The organism is Rhodococcus sp. SMB37, from assembly GCF_004345605.1.
GTDB lineage: Bacteria > Actinomycetota > Actinomycetes > Mycobacteriales > Mycobacteriaceae > Rhodococcus.
Window position 1 is genome coordinate 36567 of the sequence record NZ_SLVY01000022.1, and the last position, 19472, is coordinate 56038.

General features: G+C 66.5%; 19 protein-coding genes. 14 read left to right on the plus strand and 5 right to left on the minus strand.

Going from position 1 to position 19472, the window contains the following annotated elements; genetic code table 11:
* Positions 1-93: 93 nt before the first annotated feature.
* Together EV641_RS26165 and EV641_RS26170 are read left to right on the plus strand one after the other, a co-directional pair.
* Positions 94-1206: a histidine kinase gene (locus EV641_RS26165; protein ID WP_241997485.1), complete on the plus strand. Its 1113-nt coding sequence runs from the start codon at positions 94-96 to the stop codon at positions 1204-1206.
* A complete protein-coding gene (locus EV641_RS26170) occupies positions 1194-1847 on the plus strand; it encodes a response regulator transcription factor (RefSeq protein WP_132475924.1) in 654 nt (217 codons plus the stop codon). Before EV641_RS26165 ends, EV641_RS26170 begins: the two co-directional genes overlap by 13 nt.
* Before the next feature lie 36 nt (positions 1848-1883).
* Here EV641_RS26170 and EV641_RS26175 read toward each other — a convergent pair whose 3' ends face one another.
* Positions 1884-2678, minus strand: a complete 795-nt coding sequence (locus EV641_RS26175) for an LLM class F420-dependent oxidoreductase (RefSeq protein WP_132475927.1) — start codon at positions 2676-2678, stop codon at positions 1884-1886.
* 104 nt (positions 2679-2782) lie between these two features.
* On the opposite strand from EV641_RS26175, the gene EV641_RS26180 reads away from it, so the two are divergent.
* A complete protein-coding gene (locus EV641_RS26180) occupies positions 2783-3259 on the plus strand; it encodes a nitroreductase family deazaflavin-dependent oxidoreductase (RefSeq protein ID WP_132475930.1) in 477 nt (158 codons plus the stop codon).
* A gap of 12 nt (positions 3260-3271) precedes the next feature.
* Here the strand turns inward: EV641_RS26180 and EV641_RS26185 are convergent, their stop codons facing one another.
* On the minus strand, positions 3272-3904 hold the full coding sequence (locus EV641_RS26185) for a TetR/AcrR family transcriptional regulator C-terminal domain-containing protein (protein WP_054719343.1): 633 nt from the start codon (positions 3902-3904) through the stop codon (positions 3272-3274).
* Positions 3905-4025: 121 nt separating this feature from the next.
* Between EV641_RS26185 and EV641_RS26190 the strand changes: the two genes are divergently transcribed.
* Positions 4026-5195, plus strand: a complete 1170-nt coding sequence (locus tag EV641_RS26190; RefSeq protein ID WP_054719341.1) for an acyl-CoA dehydrogenase family protein — start codon at positions 4026-4028, stop codon at positions 5193-5195.
* A 10-nt stretch (positions 5196-5205) separates the two neighbouring features.
* Complete coding sequence (locus EV641_RS26195) at positions 5206-6342, plus strand: acyl-CoA dehydrogenase family protein (RefSeq protein ID WP_132475933.1); 1137 nt, start codon at positions 5206-5208, stop codon at positions 6340-6342.
* A gap of 7 nt (positions 6343-6349) precedes the next feature.
* Here the strand turns inward: EV641_RS26195 and EV641_RS26200 are convergent, their stop codons facing one another.
* On the minus strand, positions 6350-6865 hold the full coding sequence (locus tag EV641_RS26200; RefSeq protein ID WP_132475936.1) for a TIGR04338 family metallohydrolase: 516 nt from the start codon (positions 6863-6865) through the stop codon (positions 6350-6352).
* A complete protein-coding gene (locus EV641_RS26205; protein WP_132475939.1) occupies positions 6862-7668 on the minus strand; it encodes a DUF2786 domain-containing protein in 807 nt (268 codons plus the stop codon). Before EV641_RS26205 ends, EV641_RS26200 begins: the two co-directional genes overlap by 4 nt.
* An 89-nt stretch (positions 7669-7757) precedes the next feature.
* Here EV641_RS26205 and EV641_RS26210 point away from each other — a divergent pair, with 89 nt between their 5' ends.
* From EV641_RS26210 to EV641_RS26250, 9 genes are all read left to right on the plus strand, one after another.
* On the plus strand, positions 7758-8330 hold the full coding sequence (locus tag EV641_RS26210; RefSeq protein ID WP_054717035.1) for a PadR family transcriptional regulator: 573 nt from the start codon (positions 7758-7760) through the stop codon (positions 8328-8330).
* Positions 8327-10360, plus strand: a complete 2034-nt coding sequence (locus tag EV641_RS26215) for an NADPH-dependent 2,4-dienoyl-CoA reductase (RefSeq protein ID WP_132475942.1) — start codon at positions 8327-8329, stop codon at positions 10358-10360. The genes EV641_RS26210 and EV641_RS26215 overlap by 4 nt, the downstream gene beginning before the upstream one ends.
* Before the next feature lie 56 nt (positions 10361-10416).
* Positions 10417-11865 (plus strand): alanine/glycine:cation symporter family protein, encoded by a 1449-nt coding sequence (locus EV641_RS26220; protein ID WP_054717038.1) that lies wholly within the window; start codon positions 10417-10419, stop codon positions 11863-11865.
* A 44-nt stretch (positions 11866-11909) separates the two neighbouring features.
* On the plus strand, positions 11910-12983 hold the full coding sequence (ugpC, locus tag EV641_RS26225; protein WP_054717041.1) for a sn-glycerol-3-phosphate ABC transporter ATP-binding protein UgpC: 1074 nt from the start codon (positions 11910-11912) through the stop codon (positions 12981-12983).
* Positions 12984-13151: 168 nt separating this feature from the next.
* Positions 13152-14432, plus strand: a complete 1281-nt coding sequence (locus tag EV641_RS26230; RefSeq protein ID WP_132475945.1) for an ABC transporter substrate-binding protein — start codon at positions 13152-13154, stop codon at positions 14430-14432.
* Positions 14433-14449: 17 nt separating this feature from the next.
* On the plus strand, positions 14450-15529 hold the full coding sequence (locus tag EV641_RS26235; RefSeq protein ID WP_132475948.1) for a sugar ABC transporter permease: 1080 nt from the start codon (positions 14450-14452) through the stop codon (positions 15527-15529).
* Between the two features lie 77 nt (positions 15530-15606).
* On the plus strand, positions 15607-16428 hold the full coding sequence (locus tag EV641_RS26240) for a carbohydrate ABC transporter permease (protein ID WP_132476002.1): 822 nt from the start codon (positions 15607-15609) through the stop codon (positions 16426-16428).
* Positions 16425-16625, plus strand: a complete 201-nt coding sequence (locus tag EV641_RS26245) for a hypothetical protein (RefSeq protein ID WP_132475951.1) — start codon at positions 16425-16427, stop codon at positions 16623-16625. The genes EV641_RS26240 and EV641_RS26245 overlap by 4 nt, the downstream gene beginning before the upstream one ends.
* 94 nt (positions 16626-16719) lie before the next feature.
* On the plus strand, positions 16720-18864 hold the full coding sequence (locus EV641_RS26250) for a transglycosylase domain-containing protein (RefSeq protein ID WP_132475954.1): 2145 nt from the start codon (positions 16720-16722) through the stop codon (positions 18862-18864).
* Here the strand turns inward: EV641_RS26250 and EV641_RS26255 are convergent.
* Positions 18839-19465: a TetR/AcrR family transcriptional regulator gene (locus tag EV641_RS26255; protein WP_054716746.1), complete on the minus strand. Its 627-nt coding sequence runs from the start codon at positions 19463-19465 to the stop codon at positions 18839-18841. The genes EV641_RS26250 and EV641_RS26255 overlap by 26 nt on opposite strands.
* Between the last annotated feature and the right edge of the window lie 7 nt (positions 19466-19472).

The window sequence follows — 19472 nt, forward strand, 5'->3', positions numbered from 1 at the left end:
CTCGAGGGCATGGGGTCTCCTGCCGCAGAGAGAGACGCCTCCTACTTTCGTAGGTGACGGACCCGATGCTCGCGCGGATAGCATCGCCCGGTGATGGAGCGCCGTAATCCCCGTCCTCGAGAACTGATCGGCATGGCCGCTGGAGTCGGCGTGCTGACCGCACTGACGCTGTGGTCGCTTCCCGATCCGGGGCCGCTGGACTTCGCTGTCGCGGTCCTCGGCCTGGCCGCGGCGATGCTGCAGCTGTGGCGGCCGGTGACCGGTGCGCTCGCTGCGACCGTACTTGCGGTGCTCTCGCCGGTCGCCACCACAGCGGCGACCGTGGGCGCGCTCCAGGTTGCCTGGCGCACGCGGTTTCGCACGGCTGTGGCCGTCGCGGTCGCCGGGATCGCGGCGCACCTGCTCCAATGGATCCGCTACCCCGATCCGGCTCTCGGGTTCGGCTGGTGGGTTGTGCTGGTGACGGTCGCCTACGCTGCGCTGTTGGGCTGGGGCACGCTTGCCCGTTCGCACCGCGAGTTGGTGATGTCGTTGCGCGAGCGCGCACGCCGCGCCGAGGCCGAGCAGGGCCGGCTCGTTGCCGAGGCCCGAGCGGCGGAGCGACGCGGCCTGGCCCGGGAGATGCACGATGTCCTCGCCAACCGCCTGTCGCTGGTTGCAACGCACGCCGGTGCGCTGGAGTTCCGGCCCGATGCGCCGCCCGAGAAGATCGCGCTGGCGGCCGGGGTGGTTCGCTCCGGGGTGCACCAGGCGTTGGAGGAGCTGCGGCAGGTGATCGTGCTACTGCGCGAAGACGATGCGGCAGCGTCGAGCGGCCCCGGCCCGACCGCGGCGGACCTCGATGTGCTGATCGAGGAGACCCGCGCGGCCGGCCAGCCGGTGACGCTGAGCGGAGGGTTCCCCGGCGACCTGCCGCCTTCGATGGGCCGCACCGTGTACCGCGTCGTCCAGGAAGGACTCACGAACGCACGCAAGCACGCCGCCGGGAACAAGGTCGAGGTGACTCTGGGCGGCTCGCCCGGGGCGGAGCTCGCGATCGAGATCCGGAACGCGCTACCCGCGCCCGGGACCACCCCGGCTGCGCCGGGCAGTGGGTTGGGCCTGGTCGGGCTCACCGAACGGGTCCGGCTCGCGGGAGGGCGGCTCGACCACGAGCGAATCGACGGCCGGTTCCACCTCAGCGCCCGGTTACCATGGCCGACGTGATCCGTGTGGTCCTCGTAGACGACGACGCCCTCGTGCGTGCCGGCCTCTCCATGATGCTCGACGGAGTCGGCGACATCGTCGTCGTCGGAGAGGCGGGAGACGGGGGTGAAGCCGTCACCGCCACCGACGCACACCGCCCCGATGTGGTGCTCATGGACCTTCAGATGCCTCATGTGGACGGCATCACCGCCACGGCGCTGTTGCGGGGACGGCCTCGGCCGCCCGAGGTCATCGTGCTGACGACCTTCGACACCGACGAGAACGTTCTGCACGCACTCCGCGCAGGGGCCGCCGGGTTCCTGCTCAAGGACACCCCACCGGCGCAGATCGCCGAGGCCGTCGCCCGGGTCGCCGCCGGGGACCCGATCCTGTCGCCGGCGATCACCCGGCGGCTGATGGACCGCACCGTCGTACAGGCGGGCACGTACGAGCGCGCACGCGCGGCGCTGGCCGTGCTGACGCCTCGTGAGCACGAGGTGGCGGTGCGGGTCGGGAACGGGGACACCAATGCCGAGATCGCAGCGGCACTGACCATGAACGTCACGACGGTGAAATCCCACGTGTCGAGCGTCCTCACCAAGCTTGCACTCGACAACAGGACACAGATCGCGCTGCTCGTCCACGACGCCGATCTGGTGTGAGACCGTCCCGGGTCCGAGGATGTTCGACCCCGCGCCCTAGGCGAGACCGGACAGGGGCGGCGGTGAATTCTCGTCGCGCCACCCGATCGCCTCGATCAGCGGTGCGAGGTCGTAGTCGGGCCCGCCGATACCGACGGTGAACAGGCTGATGCCTTCGTCGACGTAGGCCGCGGCGTGTTCGAGTCCTGGCCACGACGTCGACCGTTCGATCTCCGACGGGGAACGTCCCACATCTGTGCACCGCGCCTCGAGGATCTTCGACTTCTCCGTGTGGGTCTCGAATTCGCCGAAGCTGTGCCAGATATCGGCGTACTTCGCTACCAGGGGCAGCGTCTTCTTGGGTCCGCCACCGCCGATGAGCAGCGGAATGTGCCGGGTGGGTTGCGGGTTCAGCTTGCCGAGCCGTGAGGTGATGCGCGGGAGGTACTCGGCGAGCAGATCGAGCCGCGACCCCTTGGTCCCGAATTCGTAGCCGTACTCGTCGTAATCCTTCTCGAACCACCCGGAGCCGATACCGAGGATGAGGCGACCGCCGCTGATGTGGTCGACGGTGCGCGCCATGTCGGCCAGCAGGTCGGGGTTGCGGTAGCCGCCGCCGGTGACGAGCGCACCGATCTCGACGCGTTCGGTCTGCTCGGCCCACGCACCGAGCATCGTCCAGCATTCGAAGTGCGCACCGTCGGGGTCGCCGTACAGCGGATAGAAGTGGTCCCAGTTGAAGACGATGTCGGCGCCCGCGTCCTCGGCGCGCAGCACCGTGTCGCGGATGACGCCGTAGTCGGGTTGTTGCTGGGGCTGGAGTTGGAGTCCGATGCGAATGGAGCGAGTCATGCGTCAACCGTATTCGGATCGTGTTCGCGCCGCAGCCGGAATCCGCTGGGACGGTTCGCACGGCGTGTCGACAACGGCGATCACGTAGGTGCATGGTGGAGGACATGCGCGAGACGAAAGCCGTTGTGCCGCCCACCGGTATCCGACGTCGGCTCTTCCGCTCGCCGATCCGGTTGTACCGCTGGCACCTCGGTTTCCTGCTGGGCCGCCATTTCCTGCTTCTCGAACACCGTGGTCGCAAGACCCGGAAACCCCGGTATGTGGTGCTCGAGGTCGTCAACTACGACGACACGCGCGACGGTTTCGTCGTTGCGGCCGGGTTCGGGGCCACGTCCGACTGGTATCGCAATCTGCGGGCCGATCCTCATGTGCGCGTCGAGTCGCGACGTGAGCGGGCCGGGGTCACCGCGGAATTCCTCAAGCCCGAAGAAGGTGCGCGATTCTTCGTGCACTACGCGGACAAGCACCGCCGCATCGCGACGAGGTTGTCCGCGGCGATGGGCTTCGAGGTCGACGGCAGCGATTCCGACTTCCGGGAGGCGGGGAGCCGGATCCGGTTCGTCCGATTGCGGCGGGTGTGACGCCTGGCCGGATCACCGGGTGTCGAGTGCTGCGTACTGCAGGGTGAGTCCCGACAGAAAGGTCTCGAGCACCAGTTCGAAGCTGTCCTGGTCGATCTCGGCGGCGTACTCGCGGAGTCGATGCGCCTGCGACAGGTGCGGGTAGCGCTCGTTGTAGGTGTCGATGTCGTCGATGAATCCGCCGGCGAACGATGTGATCGCCGACCCGACGACGATGTATTTGATCGATGCCCCGATCATCGTGGCGGTCCGCGGTGGCCAGCCCGCGCGGGTGAGTCCGCCGTGAACGGCGTCGGCGCGGACGAGTGCGACGGGACGGTTGCTCGGGCCGGAGGCGAGGAACGGAACCATGTTGGGGTGTTCGGCCAGGGCGTCCCGGTAGGAGTGCGCCCAGGTGCGGAGGGCACCCTGCCAGTCGTCGCCGGCGAATCCGCTGACGTCGACGTTCTCGGCGATGGTGGCGGCGATGTCGTCGAGCAGTTCGTCCTTGTTGGCGTAGTGGCTGTACAGCGAGGGTGCGCGTACGTCGAGTTCGGTTGCGATCTTGCGCATCGACAGGGCGTCGAGTCCGTGCTCGTCGACGAGACGCAGCGTGGTGTGGCGGATGAGTTCCCGGCTCAGGATCGGGGTGCGCGGCCGTGCCATGTGCATCTCCTTTCGGCTGTCGTACTGGACAACCTTACAGTGTCAGGTTACCGTTCGGGAGTACAGATCAGCAGCCTTTCCGCTGGTCTCCCCACCGCACAACCGCGACAGAGGGCCACCCATGAATCTGAAACTCACCGCAGAGGAGCGCGCGTTCCGCGACGAACTGCGCACCTTCTACACCACGGAATTCCCCGCTGAGCTGCGCGAGAAGGTCGCGGCCGGAAAGTCCCTGGGCAAGGACGAATTCGTCCGCGCCCAGCAGCTACTCAACGCGCGCGGCCTGGCTGTCCCGAACTGGCCCGTAGAGTGGGGCGGTCAGGACTGGACTCCGGTGCAGCGCAACATCTGGCTCACCGAGATGCAGCTCGCGTCGGTTCCCGAACCCCTCCCGTTCAACACCTCGATGATCGGCCCGGTGCTCGCGCAGTTCGCGTCGCAGGAGATGAAGGAACGTTTCCTTCCTGCCACGGCGAACCTCGACATCTGGTGGTGCCAGGGATTCTCCGAGCCCGAGGCCGGATCCGACCTCGCCTCGCTCAAGACCCGCGCGGTGCGCGACGGCGCCGACTACATCGTCAACGGCCAGAAGACCTGGACGACGCTGGGACAGCACGCCGACTGGATCTTCTGTCTGGTCCGCACCAATCCCGATGTCAAGAAGCAGGCCGGCATCTCGATGCTGCTGATCGACATGTCGACCCCCGGCATCACCGTGCGCCCGATCAAGCTGATCGACGGCAGCTACGAGGTCAACGAAGTCTTCTTCGAAGACGTGCGGGTGCCGGCCGAGAATCTCGTCGGCGAGGAGAACGCCGGCTGGACGTACGCGAAGTTCCTGCTCGGAAACGAACGCATCGGCATCACCCGCGTCGGCGCCACCAAGGTGAAGCTGGCCCGCGCCAAGAGCTTCGCCGCCGAGACCCGGCTCGGCGAGGGCACGCTCCTCGAGGACCCGCTGTTCGCCGCCCGCCTCGCCGAACTCGAGAACGAGCTGATCGCTCTCGAGCTGACCCAGCTGCGTGTCGTCGCCAGCTCGTCCGACGGCAAGCCGAACCCGGCATCGTCGCTGCTCAAGATACGTGGCTCCGAACTTCAGCAGGCTGCCACCGAACTCCTTGTCGACATCGCCGGCCCGGATTCGCTCCCCACCGGTTCCGACGACATCGATTCGCCGGAGTGGGCACAGCTCACCACCGGGACCTACCTCAACAACCGCAAGGTGACCATCTACGGCGGGTCGAGCGAAGTGCAGCGTTCGATCATCGCTTCCTCGATTCTCGGACTGTGAGGCCCAGGACATGAACTTCGATCTCGATACCGAACAGGACCTGCTCCGCAAGACCGTCCGCGACCTGCTCGCCGATGCGTACGACGTGGAGACCCGCAACCGCGTCGCCGAGGGCGAGCTCGGCTGGAGCCGCGAGGTGTGGCAGCAGCTCGCAGACCTCGGTGTGCTCGGCCTGCCTTTGCCCGAGAAGCACGGCGGAATGGGAGCCGGACCCGTCGAGGTCATGGCCGTCGCGACCGAACTCGGCGCGGCCCTGGCTCCCGAACCGGTACTCGCTGCCGTGTACCTGCCGGGCGGACTGGTCGCGGAGGTCGGCAGCGACGACCAGCGCGACGACTTCCTGCCGCGCCTGTCCGAAGGTGCGCTGCTGATGGCCTTCGCGCACGACGAGCCGGGAACCCGCTGGCCGTCCGCGGCCGTGGCCACCACCGCCGTGCGCAGCGGCGACGAGTGGACCCTCACCGGCCGCAAAAATCCTGTGCTCCACGGTGATTGTGCCGAGACTCTGATCGTGTCGGCGCAGCTGCCCGACAGCGGCGTGGGCCTGTTCGTCGTCGCAGCCGAGGCCGACGGACTCACCCGCACGGCGTACCACACCAACGATGAGCGCCGCGGCGCGCAGATCGTGCTCGACGGCGTCGCAGCCACCCCGCTGGGTGACGCCACCGATGCGTCGGCCGCGATCGTCGCAGCGCAGGTCAGGGCGCAAGCGGTGCTGTGCGCCGAGGCGACCGGTGCGATCGATCGGGCGGTGCGCTCGACCGCGGATTACCTGAAGCAGCGCAAGCAGTTCGGTGTGCCGCTCGCGACGTTCCAGGCTCTGACGCACCGTGCCGCCGACATGTACGTGCAGTACGAACTGGCAGCCAGTATGAGCCTGTACGCGACCATGGCGCTGGCCGACGGCATCGTCGACCCGGTGATCGCGTCGCGTGCGAAGCTGCAGGTCGGGCGGTCGGCACGCAAGATCGGGCAGGATGCGGTGCAGATGCACGGCGGTATCGGCGTCACCGCCGAACACTCGATCGGGCACTACCTGAGCCGGCTCACCGCGATCGAGCACACCCTCGGCACGATGGACGACCACCTGCGCGTCCTCGCAGCAGGTGTCGGCGAGTACGGACGGGTCGAGGTCGCCGGTATGTGAGGCGAGCTCACTCGCGAACCGCAATACCCGACGCCCGTAACATGAACGCCGCCTCGGGCCCGATGATCTCGTCGACCAATGTCAGGAACCGGTCGACGAATGCGGGCCCGTGGGCGGGCTCGGTCGGATCGTCCGGGTCCTGCGGGTCGAGGTGGTGGGCCAGCTCGTGCAGCACCACGAGTTCGCGGAACGCCCAGGCCCGATTGTCGCGATGTACCGGTAGCGCGATGGTCGCACAGTCGTTTTCGTAGTGCGCCGCGGTATTTCCCGACCGGGCGCGGACTCGTACGGGTAGCGCGGCGCGCGGCCAGCGCTCGCGTACCCAGTTCAATGCGAGCACCTTGTCGACGTACTGCTGAGCAGACTCCAGCGACGCGAAACGACGTTCGACCGGGAGTGTGACGTGCGACCCGGCGACCTCGACGGTGCGCAGCCCGCGCTCATCGGCCAGGTCGAACATGCGTCGTACGAGAGATTCCGCCTCGTACACGGATGTTCTCTTCGTGTCACGGACCTTGGTCACCGTTCCAACCTCCTCGCGGCGGGTGGCAGTTCGGGTGAGCTGCCGAGTCGCGCGGTGCGCCCGGCGCGGTCGCCGGCTCTCTGCGCATCCGTGGACCGCGTCGCTACGCGGTTCCCACGCCAGCTTCCTCGCGCTTGCGAGGTCATGCGGTAGAAATCGCGCAACTCGAGTTCCTTGCCGCGCAGGACGAGAGCGGTTCCGGGCGTCGATTCCTCGGCTTCGCGTTCGGTGTCGTGTTTCGCCTCGGCGAGGCGCGTGCCGATCCGCGCGGCGAACGCCGACTGGAAGTTCAGGCGTGCGGTGACGCCCGCGACGGGTTTCCGCACCCGCGTGCGGACCTGCCGGCCCCCACGGCGTTCGACCACCGTCTGCACCGTCGTCTCGTCCTTGTAGGTGCCGGAGCGCAGGTAGGCGTCGGATGCGCGCACCATCTGCACCAGCAGCGACGAGTAGAGGGCCTCGCACACGTCGATGTCGCCGGTGAAGCCGTACGCGTAGATCACCGTGGAGGTGGCGGTGATGTCGCACTGCACGTCGTTGGCGGCCGCGATCGCCAGGAACAGCTGCGCATACGTGCGCAGCCCCTTCTTTCCGGCCTCCCCGATGGTGATGAGTCGTTGCACCGGTGTCGCACGGCGTTCCTTGGCGGTCGCATGGGTGCGGGCCACCGCGAGATCGACCGAGGCGGAGGTGGCGAGCCGCTGGGCGGCTGCGAGGAAGGCATCGGCCTCGTGCGGGTTGTCGGTCGACTCCGCCTGCCGCAACAGGCCGCCGATGCGGGTCAGCATCTTGTCCGAACTCACGCGTCGAGCGTAGAGGGTCCTGCCCTCGAAGATCCGGTCACCGATGAAGTGCACTTGATTGCATATGCACCTGGTTGCATAATGTCTGCATGGCACTCGAACACGCGCTGCTCGTCTCACTCGACGAGCACGCCGGATCCGGCTACGAGCTGGCTCGTCGCTTCGACAAATCCATCGGGTTCTTCCACAGCGCGACCCATCAGCAGATCTACCGGGTCCTGCGACGGATGGAGGAACGTGGCTGGGTGACCTGCGAGACCGTGCCGCAGGACGGCCGCCCCGACAAGAAGATCTACACCGTGGCCGCAGCCGGACACGCCGAACTCGACCGCTGGATCGCGCAGCCGTCGGAACCTGACCACCTGCGCAGCGAACTGGCCGTCAAGATCCGTGCCGCCCGGCCCGGCACCATGGTCGAGTTGCTCGCGGAGATCACCCGTCATCGCGACGCTCACGACGCTCGCCTCGACGTGTATCGGCTCATCGAGAAGCGGGACTTTCCGGCGCCGGCCTCGCTCACCGGTCCTGCCCCACTTACCGGTCCTGCGCTGCATCAGTACCTGGTGCTGCGTGGCGGAATCCGCGTCGAGGAAGGTTTCCGCGACTGGTGCCAGGACATGCTCGACGCTCTCACACCACCTTCCGGACAGGATCATCCGTGACAACAACAGACCCCTACCCCACCCTGCTGTCGCCGCTCGACCTGGGCTCGATCACCCTGCCGAACCGCGTGATCATGGGCTCGATGCACACCGGGCTCGAGGACCGCGCCAAGAACACCGGCCGACTCGCCGCCTACTTCGCCGAACGTGCCCGCGGCGGGGTCTCGCTCATCGTGACCGGCGGTTACGCACCGACCAGGACCGGATGGCTGTTGCCGTTCGGAGCCAAGCTCACCAACCGGATCGAGGCCCGGCGGCACCGCACGATCACCGATGCCGTGCACGCCGAAGGTGGCCGCATCGTGCTGCAGATCCTGCACGCGGGCCGGTACAGCTATTGGCCGCTGAGCGTGTCGGCATCGTCGATCAAGGCACCCATCAACCCGTTCCGCCCGAGGCGACTCACGTCATGGGGTGTGCGCAGACAGATCCGCGCATTCGTCCGGTGCGCCGGGCTCGCGCAGCAGGCGGGTTACGACGGAGTCGAAATCATGGGTGGTGAAGGGTATTTCATCAACCAGTTCCTGGCGGAACGCACCAACCGGCGCACCGACGAGTGGGGCGGCACACCCGAGAAGCGTCGCCGCCTGGCCGTGGAGATCGTCCGCGGAGTCCGCGAGGCCGTCGGCCCCGACTTCGTGATCTCCTTCCGGCTGTCGATGGCAGATCTCGTCGACCGAGGTCAGAGCTGGGACGAGATCGTCTCGGTCGCACAGGAAGTCGAGGCGGCCGGCGCCACGCTGCTGAACACCGACATCGGCTGGCACGAATCGCGGGTACCGACGATCGTCACTTCCGTGCCTCGCGCCGCATTCGTCGACTTCACCGCGAGACTCGCGAAGCATGTGAGCATTCCGGTCGCGGCATCCAACCGCATCAACATGCCCGAGACTGCGGAGGAGATTCTCGCCGACGGTCGCGCCGACCTGGTGTCGCTTGCGCGGCCGATGCTCGCCGACCCCGACTGGGTGCGCAAAGCCGCCGCGGGCGCACCGGATGAGATCAACACCTGTATCGCATGCAACCAGGCGTGTCTCGATCACGCATTCGTGAACAAACACGTCTCGTGCCTGCTCAACCCACGCGCCGGACGGGAAACCGAGTTGCTGCTCTCGCCCACGCGCCGCAGCAAATCTGTCGCGGTCGTCGGTGCCGGTCCCGCGGGCCTGTCGGCCGCGGTGAACCTCGCGCGGCGTGGCCATCGCGTCAGCCTGTTCGAGGCGGATGCGCAGATCGGTGGCCAGTTCGGCATTGCCCGTCTCATCCCGGGCAAGGAGGAATTCGCCGAGACCCTGCGGTATTACACGCGACAACTGGAGCTCACCGGCGTCGACGTCCGGTTGAATACGCGCGCAACGGTCGCCGACCTGACGAACGGATTCGACGAGGTCGTCGTCGCGACCGGTGTCACGCCGCGAGTACCGACCATCGACGGCATCGACCATCCCAGCGTGCTGACCTATGCGCAGGCCGTGCGCGGCGGTGCGCCGATCGGTGAGCGGGTTGCGGTGATCGGTGCGGGTGGCATCGGCGTCGACGTTTCCGAGTTCCTCACCCACACCACTTCCCCGGCGACGGATCTCGCCGAATGGAAACGCGAATGGGGTGTCAGTGACGACGAGGATGCGCCCGGAGCGTTGACCACTCCGCAGCCTTCGCCGTCGCCCCGCGAGGTCTACCTGCTGCAGCGCAGTCCGGCGCGGATCGGGGCGAAACTGGGCAAGACGAGCGGCTGGGTACATCGAGCCGCACTGAAGCACAAGGGTGTCCACGAGATCTCGGGCGTGAGCTACGAAAGGATCGACGACGACGGTCTGCACATCGCTCTCGGCAAGGACGGGGGCGAGCATCGGGTGCTGCCGGTCGACACGATCATCGTGTGCGCGGGACAGGAATCGGTTCGTGATCTCGTGGACGGGCTCACCCTCGCCGGGGTGGTGACGCACGTGATCGGCGGCGCCGACGTCGCGGCGGAACTGGACGCCAAACGTGCGATCGAGCAGGGCACCCGGCTCGCCGACCGGATCTGAGGCGATTCCGGGTCGAAACCCTGCGGAACCGTTCCCCGACCGCCAAGATCAGTGGAATGGACACCGCGGTCGAATTCGTCACCGACATCAACGACTGGTACTGGTACGCGGTCATCGCGCTTCTCGTGGGGTCCGGGCTGTACTACTCGTTCCGGTCACGGTTCATCCAGATCCGGCTGATCCCCGACATGCTGCGATCCATCGTGGAGAAGGCCGAGGACCTCCCCGACGGGGAGAAGGGGATCTCGGCGTTCCGGGCATTCTCCATTTCGGCGGCGTCGCGGGTGGGAACGGGCAACATCGCGGGCGTCGCGATCGCGATCAGTATCGGCGGCCCCGGCGCACTGTTCTGGATGTGGGCGATGGCGCTGGTCGGTGCCTCCACCGCCTTCGTCGAGTCGACTCTCGCGCAGCTGTACAAGGTGCGCGACAAGGGTGCGTTCCGGGGCGGCCCGGCCTACTACATGCAATACGGGCTCGGTAAACGGTGGATGGGCATGATCTTCGCGGTGATCATCACGATCACCTACGGATTCGTGTTCAACGCCGTGCAGACCAACTCGATCGTCGACGCGGTGTCGAGTTCGGTGGGTGAGAAGACGACTGGTCTGCAGGTCGGTATCGGCATCGGCGTGGCGATCCTCGTCGCCCTGGTCATCTTCGGTGGGGTGCGGCGGATCTCGAGTGTGTCGCAGGTGGTGGTGCCGGTCATGGCCATCGCCTACCTGATCATCGGAATCATCGTGGTGGTCCTCAACATCGGTGAGGTCCCCGGGATGTTCAAGTTGGTGTTCGAGAACGCCTTCGGCATCCGCGAGATCGCGGGAGGCGGGTTCGGTGCCGCGTTCATGTACGGCATCCGGCGCGGCCTGTTCTCGAACGAGGCAGGCATGGGGTCGGCCCCGAACGCCGGCGCGACCGCATCGGTGTCGCACCCGGTCAAACAGGGTCTCGTGCAGAGCCTCGGCGTCTACTTCGACACGTGGCTGGTGTGCTCGATCACCGGGTTCATCATCCTGTTGTCCGATCCGGAGTTCGGTTCGGGACTCGAGGGCGCTGCGTTGACCCAGAATGCGTTGGCGTTGCAGCTCGGCGATTGGACCGTGCACTTCTTCGCGGTCCTCATCTTTTTCCTGGCCTTCACCTCGGTCATCGGCAACTACTACTACAGCGAATCGAACATCGAGTTCCTCACCGGTTCGCGGAAGGCCCTGCCCTATCTGCGTTCGGCCGTGGTGGTGTGCGTGTTCCTCGGCGCGATCGGCTCGGTCCCGCTGGTGTGGGCGATCGCCGACCTCGCGATGGGCGTGATGGCGACGGTCAACCTCATCGCGCTGGTCCCGTTGTCGGGTATCGCGTACGCGTTGTTCCACAACTACAGCGCACAACGCAAGCAGGGACGCGACCCGGTCTTCCATCGTGGCGATGTGCCGGGGGTCCGTGGGATCCAGGTGTGGGGCGACGACGACGCGCCGGTGGCGGTGGACCACGAAGACGCACGGTAGATTCCGGTAGCGCACGAGCGTGTCCGCTTCGGAAAGGATCTGCGATGGCCTCGGTGACCTTCGACAAGACGACCTGTCTGTTCCCCGGCTCGAGTACACCTGCGGTCGACGCACTGGATCTCGAGATCGAGGACGGCGAGTTCCTTGTCCTGGTCGGGCCCTCCGGTTGCGGTAAGTCGACGTCGCTGCGGATGCTCGCAGGACTCGAACAGGTCCACAGTGGCCGCATCCTCATCGGAGCCGACGACGTCACCGCACAGGATCCCAAGGAACGCGACATCGCGATGGTGTTCCAGAACTACGCGCTGTACCCGCACATGTCGGTGGCCGAGAACATGGGATTCGCGCTCAAGCTCGCGAAGACCCCGAAACACCGGATCCGTGAGCGGGTCACCGAGGTCGCCAAGATGCTCGACCTCGAGCAGTACCTCGACCGCAAGCCGAAGGCCCTCTCCGGCGGTCAACGGCAGCGCGTCGCCATGGGGCGTGCGATCGTGCGGGAACCGCAGGTCTTCCTCATGGACGAGCCGCTGTCGAACCTCGACGCCAAACTGCGCGTACAGACCCGCACGCAGATCGCGCAGTTGCAGCGTCGTCTGAACACCACCACCGTCTACGTCACCCACGACCAGGTCGAGGCCATGACGATGGGCGACCGCGTCGCCGTGCTCGACAAGGGAATCCTGCAGCAGTGCGCGTCGCCGCGCGTGCTCTACAACCAGCCGGCCAATGTGTTCGTCGCCGGATTCATGGGCTCACCCGCAATGAATCTGTTCACCCTTCCTGTCGTCGAACGCGGAGTCATGGTGGGCGACGTCCACGTCCAGGTGCCCCGCGACATCCTCGGGCAGGTGACCGAGACGGAGGTGACGATCGGCATCCGGCCGGAGCACCTCGAGATCGCCACCGACGGGCTCCCCGTCGATGTGGATGTCCTCGAGGAATTGGGTTCGGACGCGTACGTGTACGGCAACGCCACGATCGGTGGAATCCGTCAGGAGATCGTTGCGCGCAGTGACTGGCGCACCCCACCGCAGAAGGGCGACCGCGTCCACCTGCGGTTCGACCCGAACCACGTGCACGTGTTCAAGACGTCGGATGGTCTTCGCATCGGCTGAACGGGTCGATTCGGGCCGCGTGTGGCGGCTGCGGTCCCCGACACAGAACCGATAAAGGATGGGCGGAATGCCGACTTTTCGGGGTGGCCCGTGCCACAGTAGTGGCCGGTGTCGGTGGCCCAGGGGTTACCGGCGAGTTGATTTTCCGATCTCACACGGGAGATGTACATGGCTTTGAACAAGAAGGCGATGCGCAGAGCTGTCATCGCCGCCTCCTCGGCGGCGCTGCTGGTTCTGACGGCATGTGGCTCCGACGACGGTGGCAGCGACACCGGCTCCGACACGGGCGCCGCCGCATCCGACGAGGGTCGCGGCCCGATCACCATCGTCGAGGGGCAGGACCCCTTGAACGCAGCGCTCGAGAACATCATCGCCGACTGGAACGCCGAGAACCCCGACGAGCAGGTCACCTTCAAGCCGCTCGCGCGCGAGGCCAACGACCAGTACGCCGATATCGCGCAGCGTATGCAGGCGCAGAGCGACGAGTACGACCTCGTCGCCGTCGACGTCACGAACACCGCCGAGTTCGCTGCCAACGGCTGGCTGCTGCCGCTCGAGGGTGACAACGCGATCGATACCGACGGCCTGCTGCCCGCGACCGTCGAATCCGGCACCTACAACGGCACGCTGTACGCAGCGCCGAAGAACACCAACGGTGCATTCCTGTACTACCGCACCGACCTCGTCGATCAGGCGCCCGCCACGTGGGACGAGCTGAAGGCGGAATGCCCGAAGGCAGAGGAAGCGGGTATCGCCTGCTACATCGGCCAGTTCAGCAACTACGAGGGACTGACGGTCAACGTCACCGAGATCGTCAACGCCTTCGGTGGCAGCTTCGTCGCCGAGGACGGCCTCACCCCGGCCATCGACGAGCAGACGGCCGAGGGCCTGCAGTTCATCGTCGATTCCTTCGAGGACGGCACGATCCCCGCTGCCGCACAGACCTACACCGAGGGTGAGTCGCAGACTGCTTTCGGCAACGGCGAAGCCCTGTTCATGCGTACGTGGCCCGGTTTCTACACCGACGGTGAAGAGACGTCGGTCGCCGGCAACTACGGCATCGCGGTGCTCCCGGGCGTCGACGGTCCGGGCGTGTCCACCCTCGGCGGCTACAACGTCGGCATCAGCGCGTTCACGGACGCTCCGGCGACGGCTCGCGACTTCCTCGAGTTCATGCAGACCCGTCAGTCGCAGGAGTACTACGCCGAGGTCGGTGGCGCACCGGTCCTCGCCGAGGTCTACGACGACCCGGAGATCCTCGAGCAGTACCCGTACTTCTCGACACTGAAGGAAGCTCTCGAGAGCGCGAAGCCGCGTCCGTCGTCGCCGTACTACTCGGCCGTGTCGAAGGCGATCTCCGACAACGCTTACGCTGCGATCCGGGGCGAGAAGCCCGTCCAGCAGGCCCTGGACGACACGCAGGCCGGCATCGAAACCGCCGGCAACTGATCCACTAGGAGCAGTAGATGGCAGAACCGCAGGTCGGAAAGCCCGCGGATCCGCCACACGACACCGCGGTCGGGACCGATGGTCCCGGCCGCGGACGTGTGGCCGGACGGCACCGCGCGCCCGCGCCGCCGCCGATGACGGCTCCGCCGGCCAAGGCCCGGCGGAAGGTGCCGGTGTGGATGTTCATCGCGCCGTCGATGATCGTCCTCGCGGTGATCATCCTGTACCCGCTCGGCAGAGCGGTCTGGATGTCGCTGCACGGCGACGCGAAGACGCTCGACCCCGATACGGGCCGGTTCGTCACGGGCGGGTTCGTGGGTATCGAGAACTACACCCGCTGGATCACCCAGACCTGCGGTACTGCCACCGGTTCGATCCCCTGCCCGCCGGGAACCCTCGGTTCTCAGTTCTGGCAGTCGATCTTCAACACCTTCTTCTTCACTGTCGTGACGGTGTCGATCGAGACAGTGATCGGTTTCGCGATGGCGCTCGTGATGGCCAAGTCGATCCGCGGCCGCGGTCTGCTGCGTGCGTCGGTTCTGGTGCCGTGGGCCATCCCCACCGCAGTGACCGCCAAGCTGTGGTTCTTCATCTTCGCCAACGACGGTATCGCCAACAAGATGCTCGGCACCGACATCCTGTGGACCGCCGATCCGTGGCCCGCCCGCTTCGCGATCATCGTCGCCGACGTGTGGAAGACCGCGCCGTTCATGGCGTTGCTCATCCTCGCGGGCCTGCAGATGATTCCGTCGGATGTGTACGAGGCGGCGAAGGTCGACGGCGCGAACGCCTGGCAGCGCTTCACCCAGATCACGTTGCCCCTCGTCAAGCCCGCGCTCATGGTCGCGATCCTGTTCCGCACCATGGACGCGCTGCGCATGTACGACCTGCCGGCCATCATGATGGGCTCCAACCCCGCGACCTCGACGATTTCCGTGCTGGTCGTCGACCAGATGCGTCAAGGCGCCAACTCGGCGTCCGCGTTGTCGACGATCACATTCCTCATCATCTTCGCGGTCGCCTTCATCCTGGTGCGGTTCCTCGGCGCCAATGCGGTCAGTACGCAGGAGAAGCAGCGTAAGGGAGACGTCGCATGACCGGCACTGTCACCGCCACCGAGACGTCTGCCGACGAGACCCCGCCGCCCGGCCCCAAGCGTGCGGGCAGGTTCCGGATGGGAACAATCGGCACCTACCTCGGGGTGGCGCTAATCATCGTCTGGGGGCTCGCCCCGTGCTACTGGATGGTCGTGACGGCGCTGCGCGATCCATCCGAGACGTTCAGCACGAGTCTGTGGCCGACGAATCCGACCCTGCAGAACTTCGCCGATGCGCTCGACCCCGACGCCAAGGTCAACTTCTCCCGTGCGCTGATGAACAGCGTCATCATCGCCGGGGCGACCACCGCGATCGCACTGCTCATCGGTGTGTTCACCGCGTACGCGCTGTCGCGTTTCGAGTTCCGGGGCAAGTACTTCGTCACCGGTATCATTCTCGGTGCCTCGATGTTCCCCGTCGTCGCACTCGTGACACCACTGTTCCAGTTGTTCACCGACATCGGCTGGATCGGCAGCTACCAGGCGCTGATCATTCCGAACATCTCGTTCGTGCTTCCGCTGACGGTGTACACGCTCACCTCGTTCTTCTCCGAATTGCCGTGGGAACTCGAGGAAGCTGCGCGCATGGACGGCGCGACCCGTGGGCAGGCGTTCCGCCTGATCATGCTGCCGCTTGCGGCGCCCGCGTTGTTCACCACCGCGATCCTCGCGTTCATCGCGACGGTCAACGAATACCTGCTCATGTCGCAGCTCTCGAGTGAACGGACGGCCCCGGTGACGGTGGCGATGGCGCGGTTCACCGGCACCGACCCGTATGTGACGCCGTATGCGTCGATCATGGCAGGTGGCACGCTGGTGATGGTGCCGCTGGTCGTGATGGTGCTGATCTTCCAGCGTCGGATCATCTCGGGTCTGACGGCGGGTGGCGTGAAGTCGTGAGTCGTCGACTCCCCCGCCGTCAGCGACTCGAGATGCTGCTCGGTGTCATCACGGTCTTTGCCGTGATGGCGGTGGTGGGGGCTGTCGCAGAAATGCTGTCACCGGAGCCCGGTATCGTGCCGTCACTGGTGCTGGCAGGGTTCGTGCTTGCGTGGTGGTTCACATACCGTGCGTGGCGCCGCACAGATTCGTCCTAGTGCTGCGTACGTCACTTCTGCGCGTGACTTCGTACCATGCTGTCGGCAGGATGGAAGAATCTGCCGAGTTCCCATCCTGGAGAAAGTGGTACGTGTGAGTCCCCCGAATCCGTCGACGTCCGCCAGTGGACGCAGTTCCGCTGATTCGAAGTCACGGCGGTGGCGAACCGTCCGATATGTCGTACTCGTGGTGGTGGCGCTGCTGATTCTCGCGCCGATCGGAGTGTTCGCCGGCGCGTACGTCTCGGCAGAGGTTCCCCGCCCGTCCGACCTGACGACCAACCAGATCGCTCGTATCTACGCTGCCGACGACACCACCGAGATCACCCGGGTGGTGCCGCCGGAGGGTAATCGCGTCGAGGTCGGTATCGACGAGGTCCCCGAACACGTCCGCAACGCAGTGCTCTCCGCCGAGGACCGCGACTTCTACAGCAATCCGGGTTTCTCGATCTCCGGATTCGTGCGCGCGGCCCGCGACAACGTCATGGGCAAGGACAGCGCCGGTGGCGGCTCCACGATCACCCAGCAGTACGTCAAGAACGTGCTCGTCGGCGCCGATCGCACCCTCACCCGCAAGATGAAGGAGCTGGTCATCTCCTCGAAGATGGCCCGGGAATGGTCGAAGGACGAGATCCTCGAGGCGTACCTGAACACCATCTACTTCGGCCGCGGCGCCTACGGTATCGCGGCCGCGTCGCAGGCGTATTTCGGCAAACAGGTCGGCGACCTGTCGGTCTCCGAGGGCGCGGTGCTCGCCGGTGTCATCCAGACGCCGTCGTCGCTCGATCCCGAATTCAATCGCCCCGCGATCGAGGCGCGCTGGAACTACGTCCTCGACGGCATGGTCGAGATGGGCGTGCTCAGCTCCGGTGACCGCATGGAAGCGGCCTTCCCGGAGACCGTCCCGTCGGATCAGTTGGCGCGAGCCAACGAGGCACCCGGCCCCGAAGGACTGATCCGGTCTCAGGTGCTGCGTGAGCTCTCCGCAGCCGGAGTCAGCGAGCAGGTGCTCAACACCGAGGGCCTGCGCATCGTCACCACGATCGATCCCGTGGCCCAGCAGGCCGCGGTCGACGCGGCGCGGGGCAACCTCGAGGGTGAACCCGAGGACCTGCGGACCGCCGTGGTGTCCGTCGACCCGCGCTCCGGTGCGGTGCGGGCGTACTACGGCGGTGAGGAGGGTGCGGGTTACGACTACGCCCAGGCGCCGCTGCAGACCGGTTCGTCGTTCAAGGCGTTCGGCCTGGTCGCGGCTTTGCGTGAGGGAATCGGTCTCGGTACCCGCTACGACAGCACGCCGCTGACCGTCGGCAACCTCGAGATCAACAACGTCGAAGGTGAGTCGTGTGGCAGGTGCACGATCGCGGAGGCGACGAAGCGGTCGCTGAACACCAGTTTCTACCGGCTGATGATGTCCATGGAGAACGGTCCTCAGAAGATCGCCGACGCAGCGCACGACGCGGGTATCCCCATGGAGATTCCCGGGGTCGAGGGCACCTCGCTCACCGAGGCCAACGGCATCCCCGAAGGTGGCATCGTGCTCGGCCAGTACCAGTCGCGCGTGATCGACATGGCGTCGGCGTATGCAACCCTCGCGGCGTCGGGCACCTTCCATCAGCCGTACTTCGTGCAGAAGGTCACCACTTCCGACGGTGAGGTCCTCCTCGACCGGCCGGCGTCGCCCGGCGAGGATCGCATCGACCCGGCAGTGGCCGACAACGTCACCCAGGCGCTGTTGCCGGTCGCGGCGTACTCGCGTGGCCACGCGCTCGCCGGCGGTCGGCCGTCTGCGGCAAAGACCGGCACCACCCAGCTCGGCGACACCGGCATGAACAAGGACGCGTGGATGGTCGGGTACACCCCGTCCCTCTCGACTGCTGTCTGGATCGGTACCTCGGATGCAGGGCCGATCACCAATCTGTGGGGTGGCTCCATATACGGCTCGAGCCTGCCTTCCGACATCTGGAAGGACACGATGGACGTCGCGCTCGAGGGCACCGATGTGGAGAGCTTCCCGTGGCCCGACCCGGTCGGTGGACAGGCGGGCGTGCCGGCCGACGCGGGCATCACCGCTCCGACGACCACCGGACGTCCGGTGCCCGGGTTCGAACTCCCCGGCCTGAGCGACTTGCCGCCGATCACGATCCCGGCGCCGCCGGTCGAGATTCCGCCGCAGGTTCAGTTGCCGCCGCAGATCGAGGTGTTCCCCGGCGTCACGATCCAGATCCCGGGGATGTGAGGTCGGGTCGTGCTGCGTGGTCGTCGAGCACGACGGTCCGCAGCACGGTGATGCTGTAGTCGACCACATCGTCGACCGAGGTGTCCGGGGCGGTGGTGCGGTCTACCGCAAGTGATTCGACCATCGACCACCAGCCGCGCAGTCTCATGGTGGTGAGCGGATCCGGTGCTGCTCCCGTGGCGGCCAGGATTCGCCCGACCATCGTGTTCCTGACCTCCTCGTGGATCTCGCGGATCTGCGGGTCGGCGCCGAACCCGCCGTGGAAGAACGCCTGATAATTGTCGCGGTGGCGGTCGACGAACGAGACGAATGCGCTCAGGCCCGCTCGAAGCGGGTCGGGATCGTCCGGGCTCGCTGCGGCCGCGCGCAACATACGGCGGGACGCGGCACCCACGACCGCGACGTAGAAGTCCTGCTTCGTGGGGAAATATCGGAAGAGCAGGCCACGTGAGATACCGGCGATCTCGGCGACACGGTCGATCGACAGTGCATGGATCGGCCGGATCGACAGCTCCTGAAGGCCTACCGCGACGAGTTGGCGTCGACGCTCCTCGGGTGGCAGCCGGCGTCTGACATCCGGGGCTTGTCGGGGAGTGCTCACCTCGATA

Excerpts from the sequence above, each read along its gene's own strand:
- EV641_RS26165 (WP_241997485.1), top strand. The coding sequence starts at position 94 with ATGGAGCGCCGTAATCCCCGTCCTCGAGAACTGATCGGCATGGCCGCT.
- EV641_RS26170 (WP_132475924.1), top strand. The coding sequence starts at position 1,194 with ATGGCCGACGTGATCCGTGTGGTCCTCGTAGACGACGACGCCCTCGTG.
- EV641_RS26175 (WP_132475927.1), bottom strand. The coding sequence starts at position 2,678 with ATGACTCGCTCCATTCGCATCGGACTCCAACTCCAGCCCCAGCAACAA.
- EV641_RS26180 (WP_132475930.1), top strand. The coding sequence starts at position 2,783 with ATGCGCGAGACGAAAGCCGTTGTGCCGCCCACCGGTATCCGACGTCGG.
- EV641_RS26185 (WP_054719343.1), bottom strand. The coding sequence starts at position 3,904 with ATGGCACGGCCGCGCACCCCGATCCTGAGCCGGGAACTCATCCGCCAC.
- EV641_RS26190 (WP_054719341.1), top strand. The coding sequence starts at position 4,026 with ATGAATCTGAAACTCACCGCAGAGGAGCGCGCGTTCCGCGACGAACTG.
- EV641_RS26195 (WP_132475933.1), top strand. The coding sequence starts at position 5,206 with ATGAACTTCGATCTCGATACCGAACAGGACCTGCTCCGCAAGACCGTC.
- EV641_RS26210 (WP_054717035.1), top strand. The coding sequence starts at position 7,758 with ATGGCACTCGAACACGCGCTGCTCGTCTCACTCGACGAGCACGCCGGA.
- EV641_RS26220 (WP_054717038.1), top strand. The coding sequence starts at position 10,417 with ATGGACACCGCGGTCGAATTCGTCACCGACATCAACGACTGGTACTGG.
- ugpC (WP_054717041.1), top strand. The coding sequence starts at position 11,910 with ATGGCCTCGGTGACCTTCGACAAGACGACCTGTCTGTTCCCCGGCTCG.
- EV641_RS26230 (WP_132475945.1), top strand. The coding sequence starts at position 13,152 with ATGGCTTTGAACAAGAAGGCGATGCGCAGAGCTGTCATCGCCGCCTCC.
- EV641_RS26235 (WP_132475948.1), top strand. The coding sequence starts at position 14,450 with ATGGCAGAACCGCAGGTCGGAAAGCCCGCGGATCCGCCACACGACACC.
- EV641_RS26240 (WP_132476002.1), top strand. The coding sequence starts at position 15,607 with ATGGGAACAATCGGCACCTACCTCGGGGTGGCGCTAATCATCGTCTGG.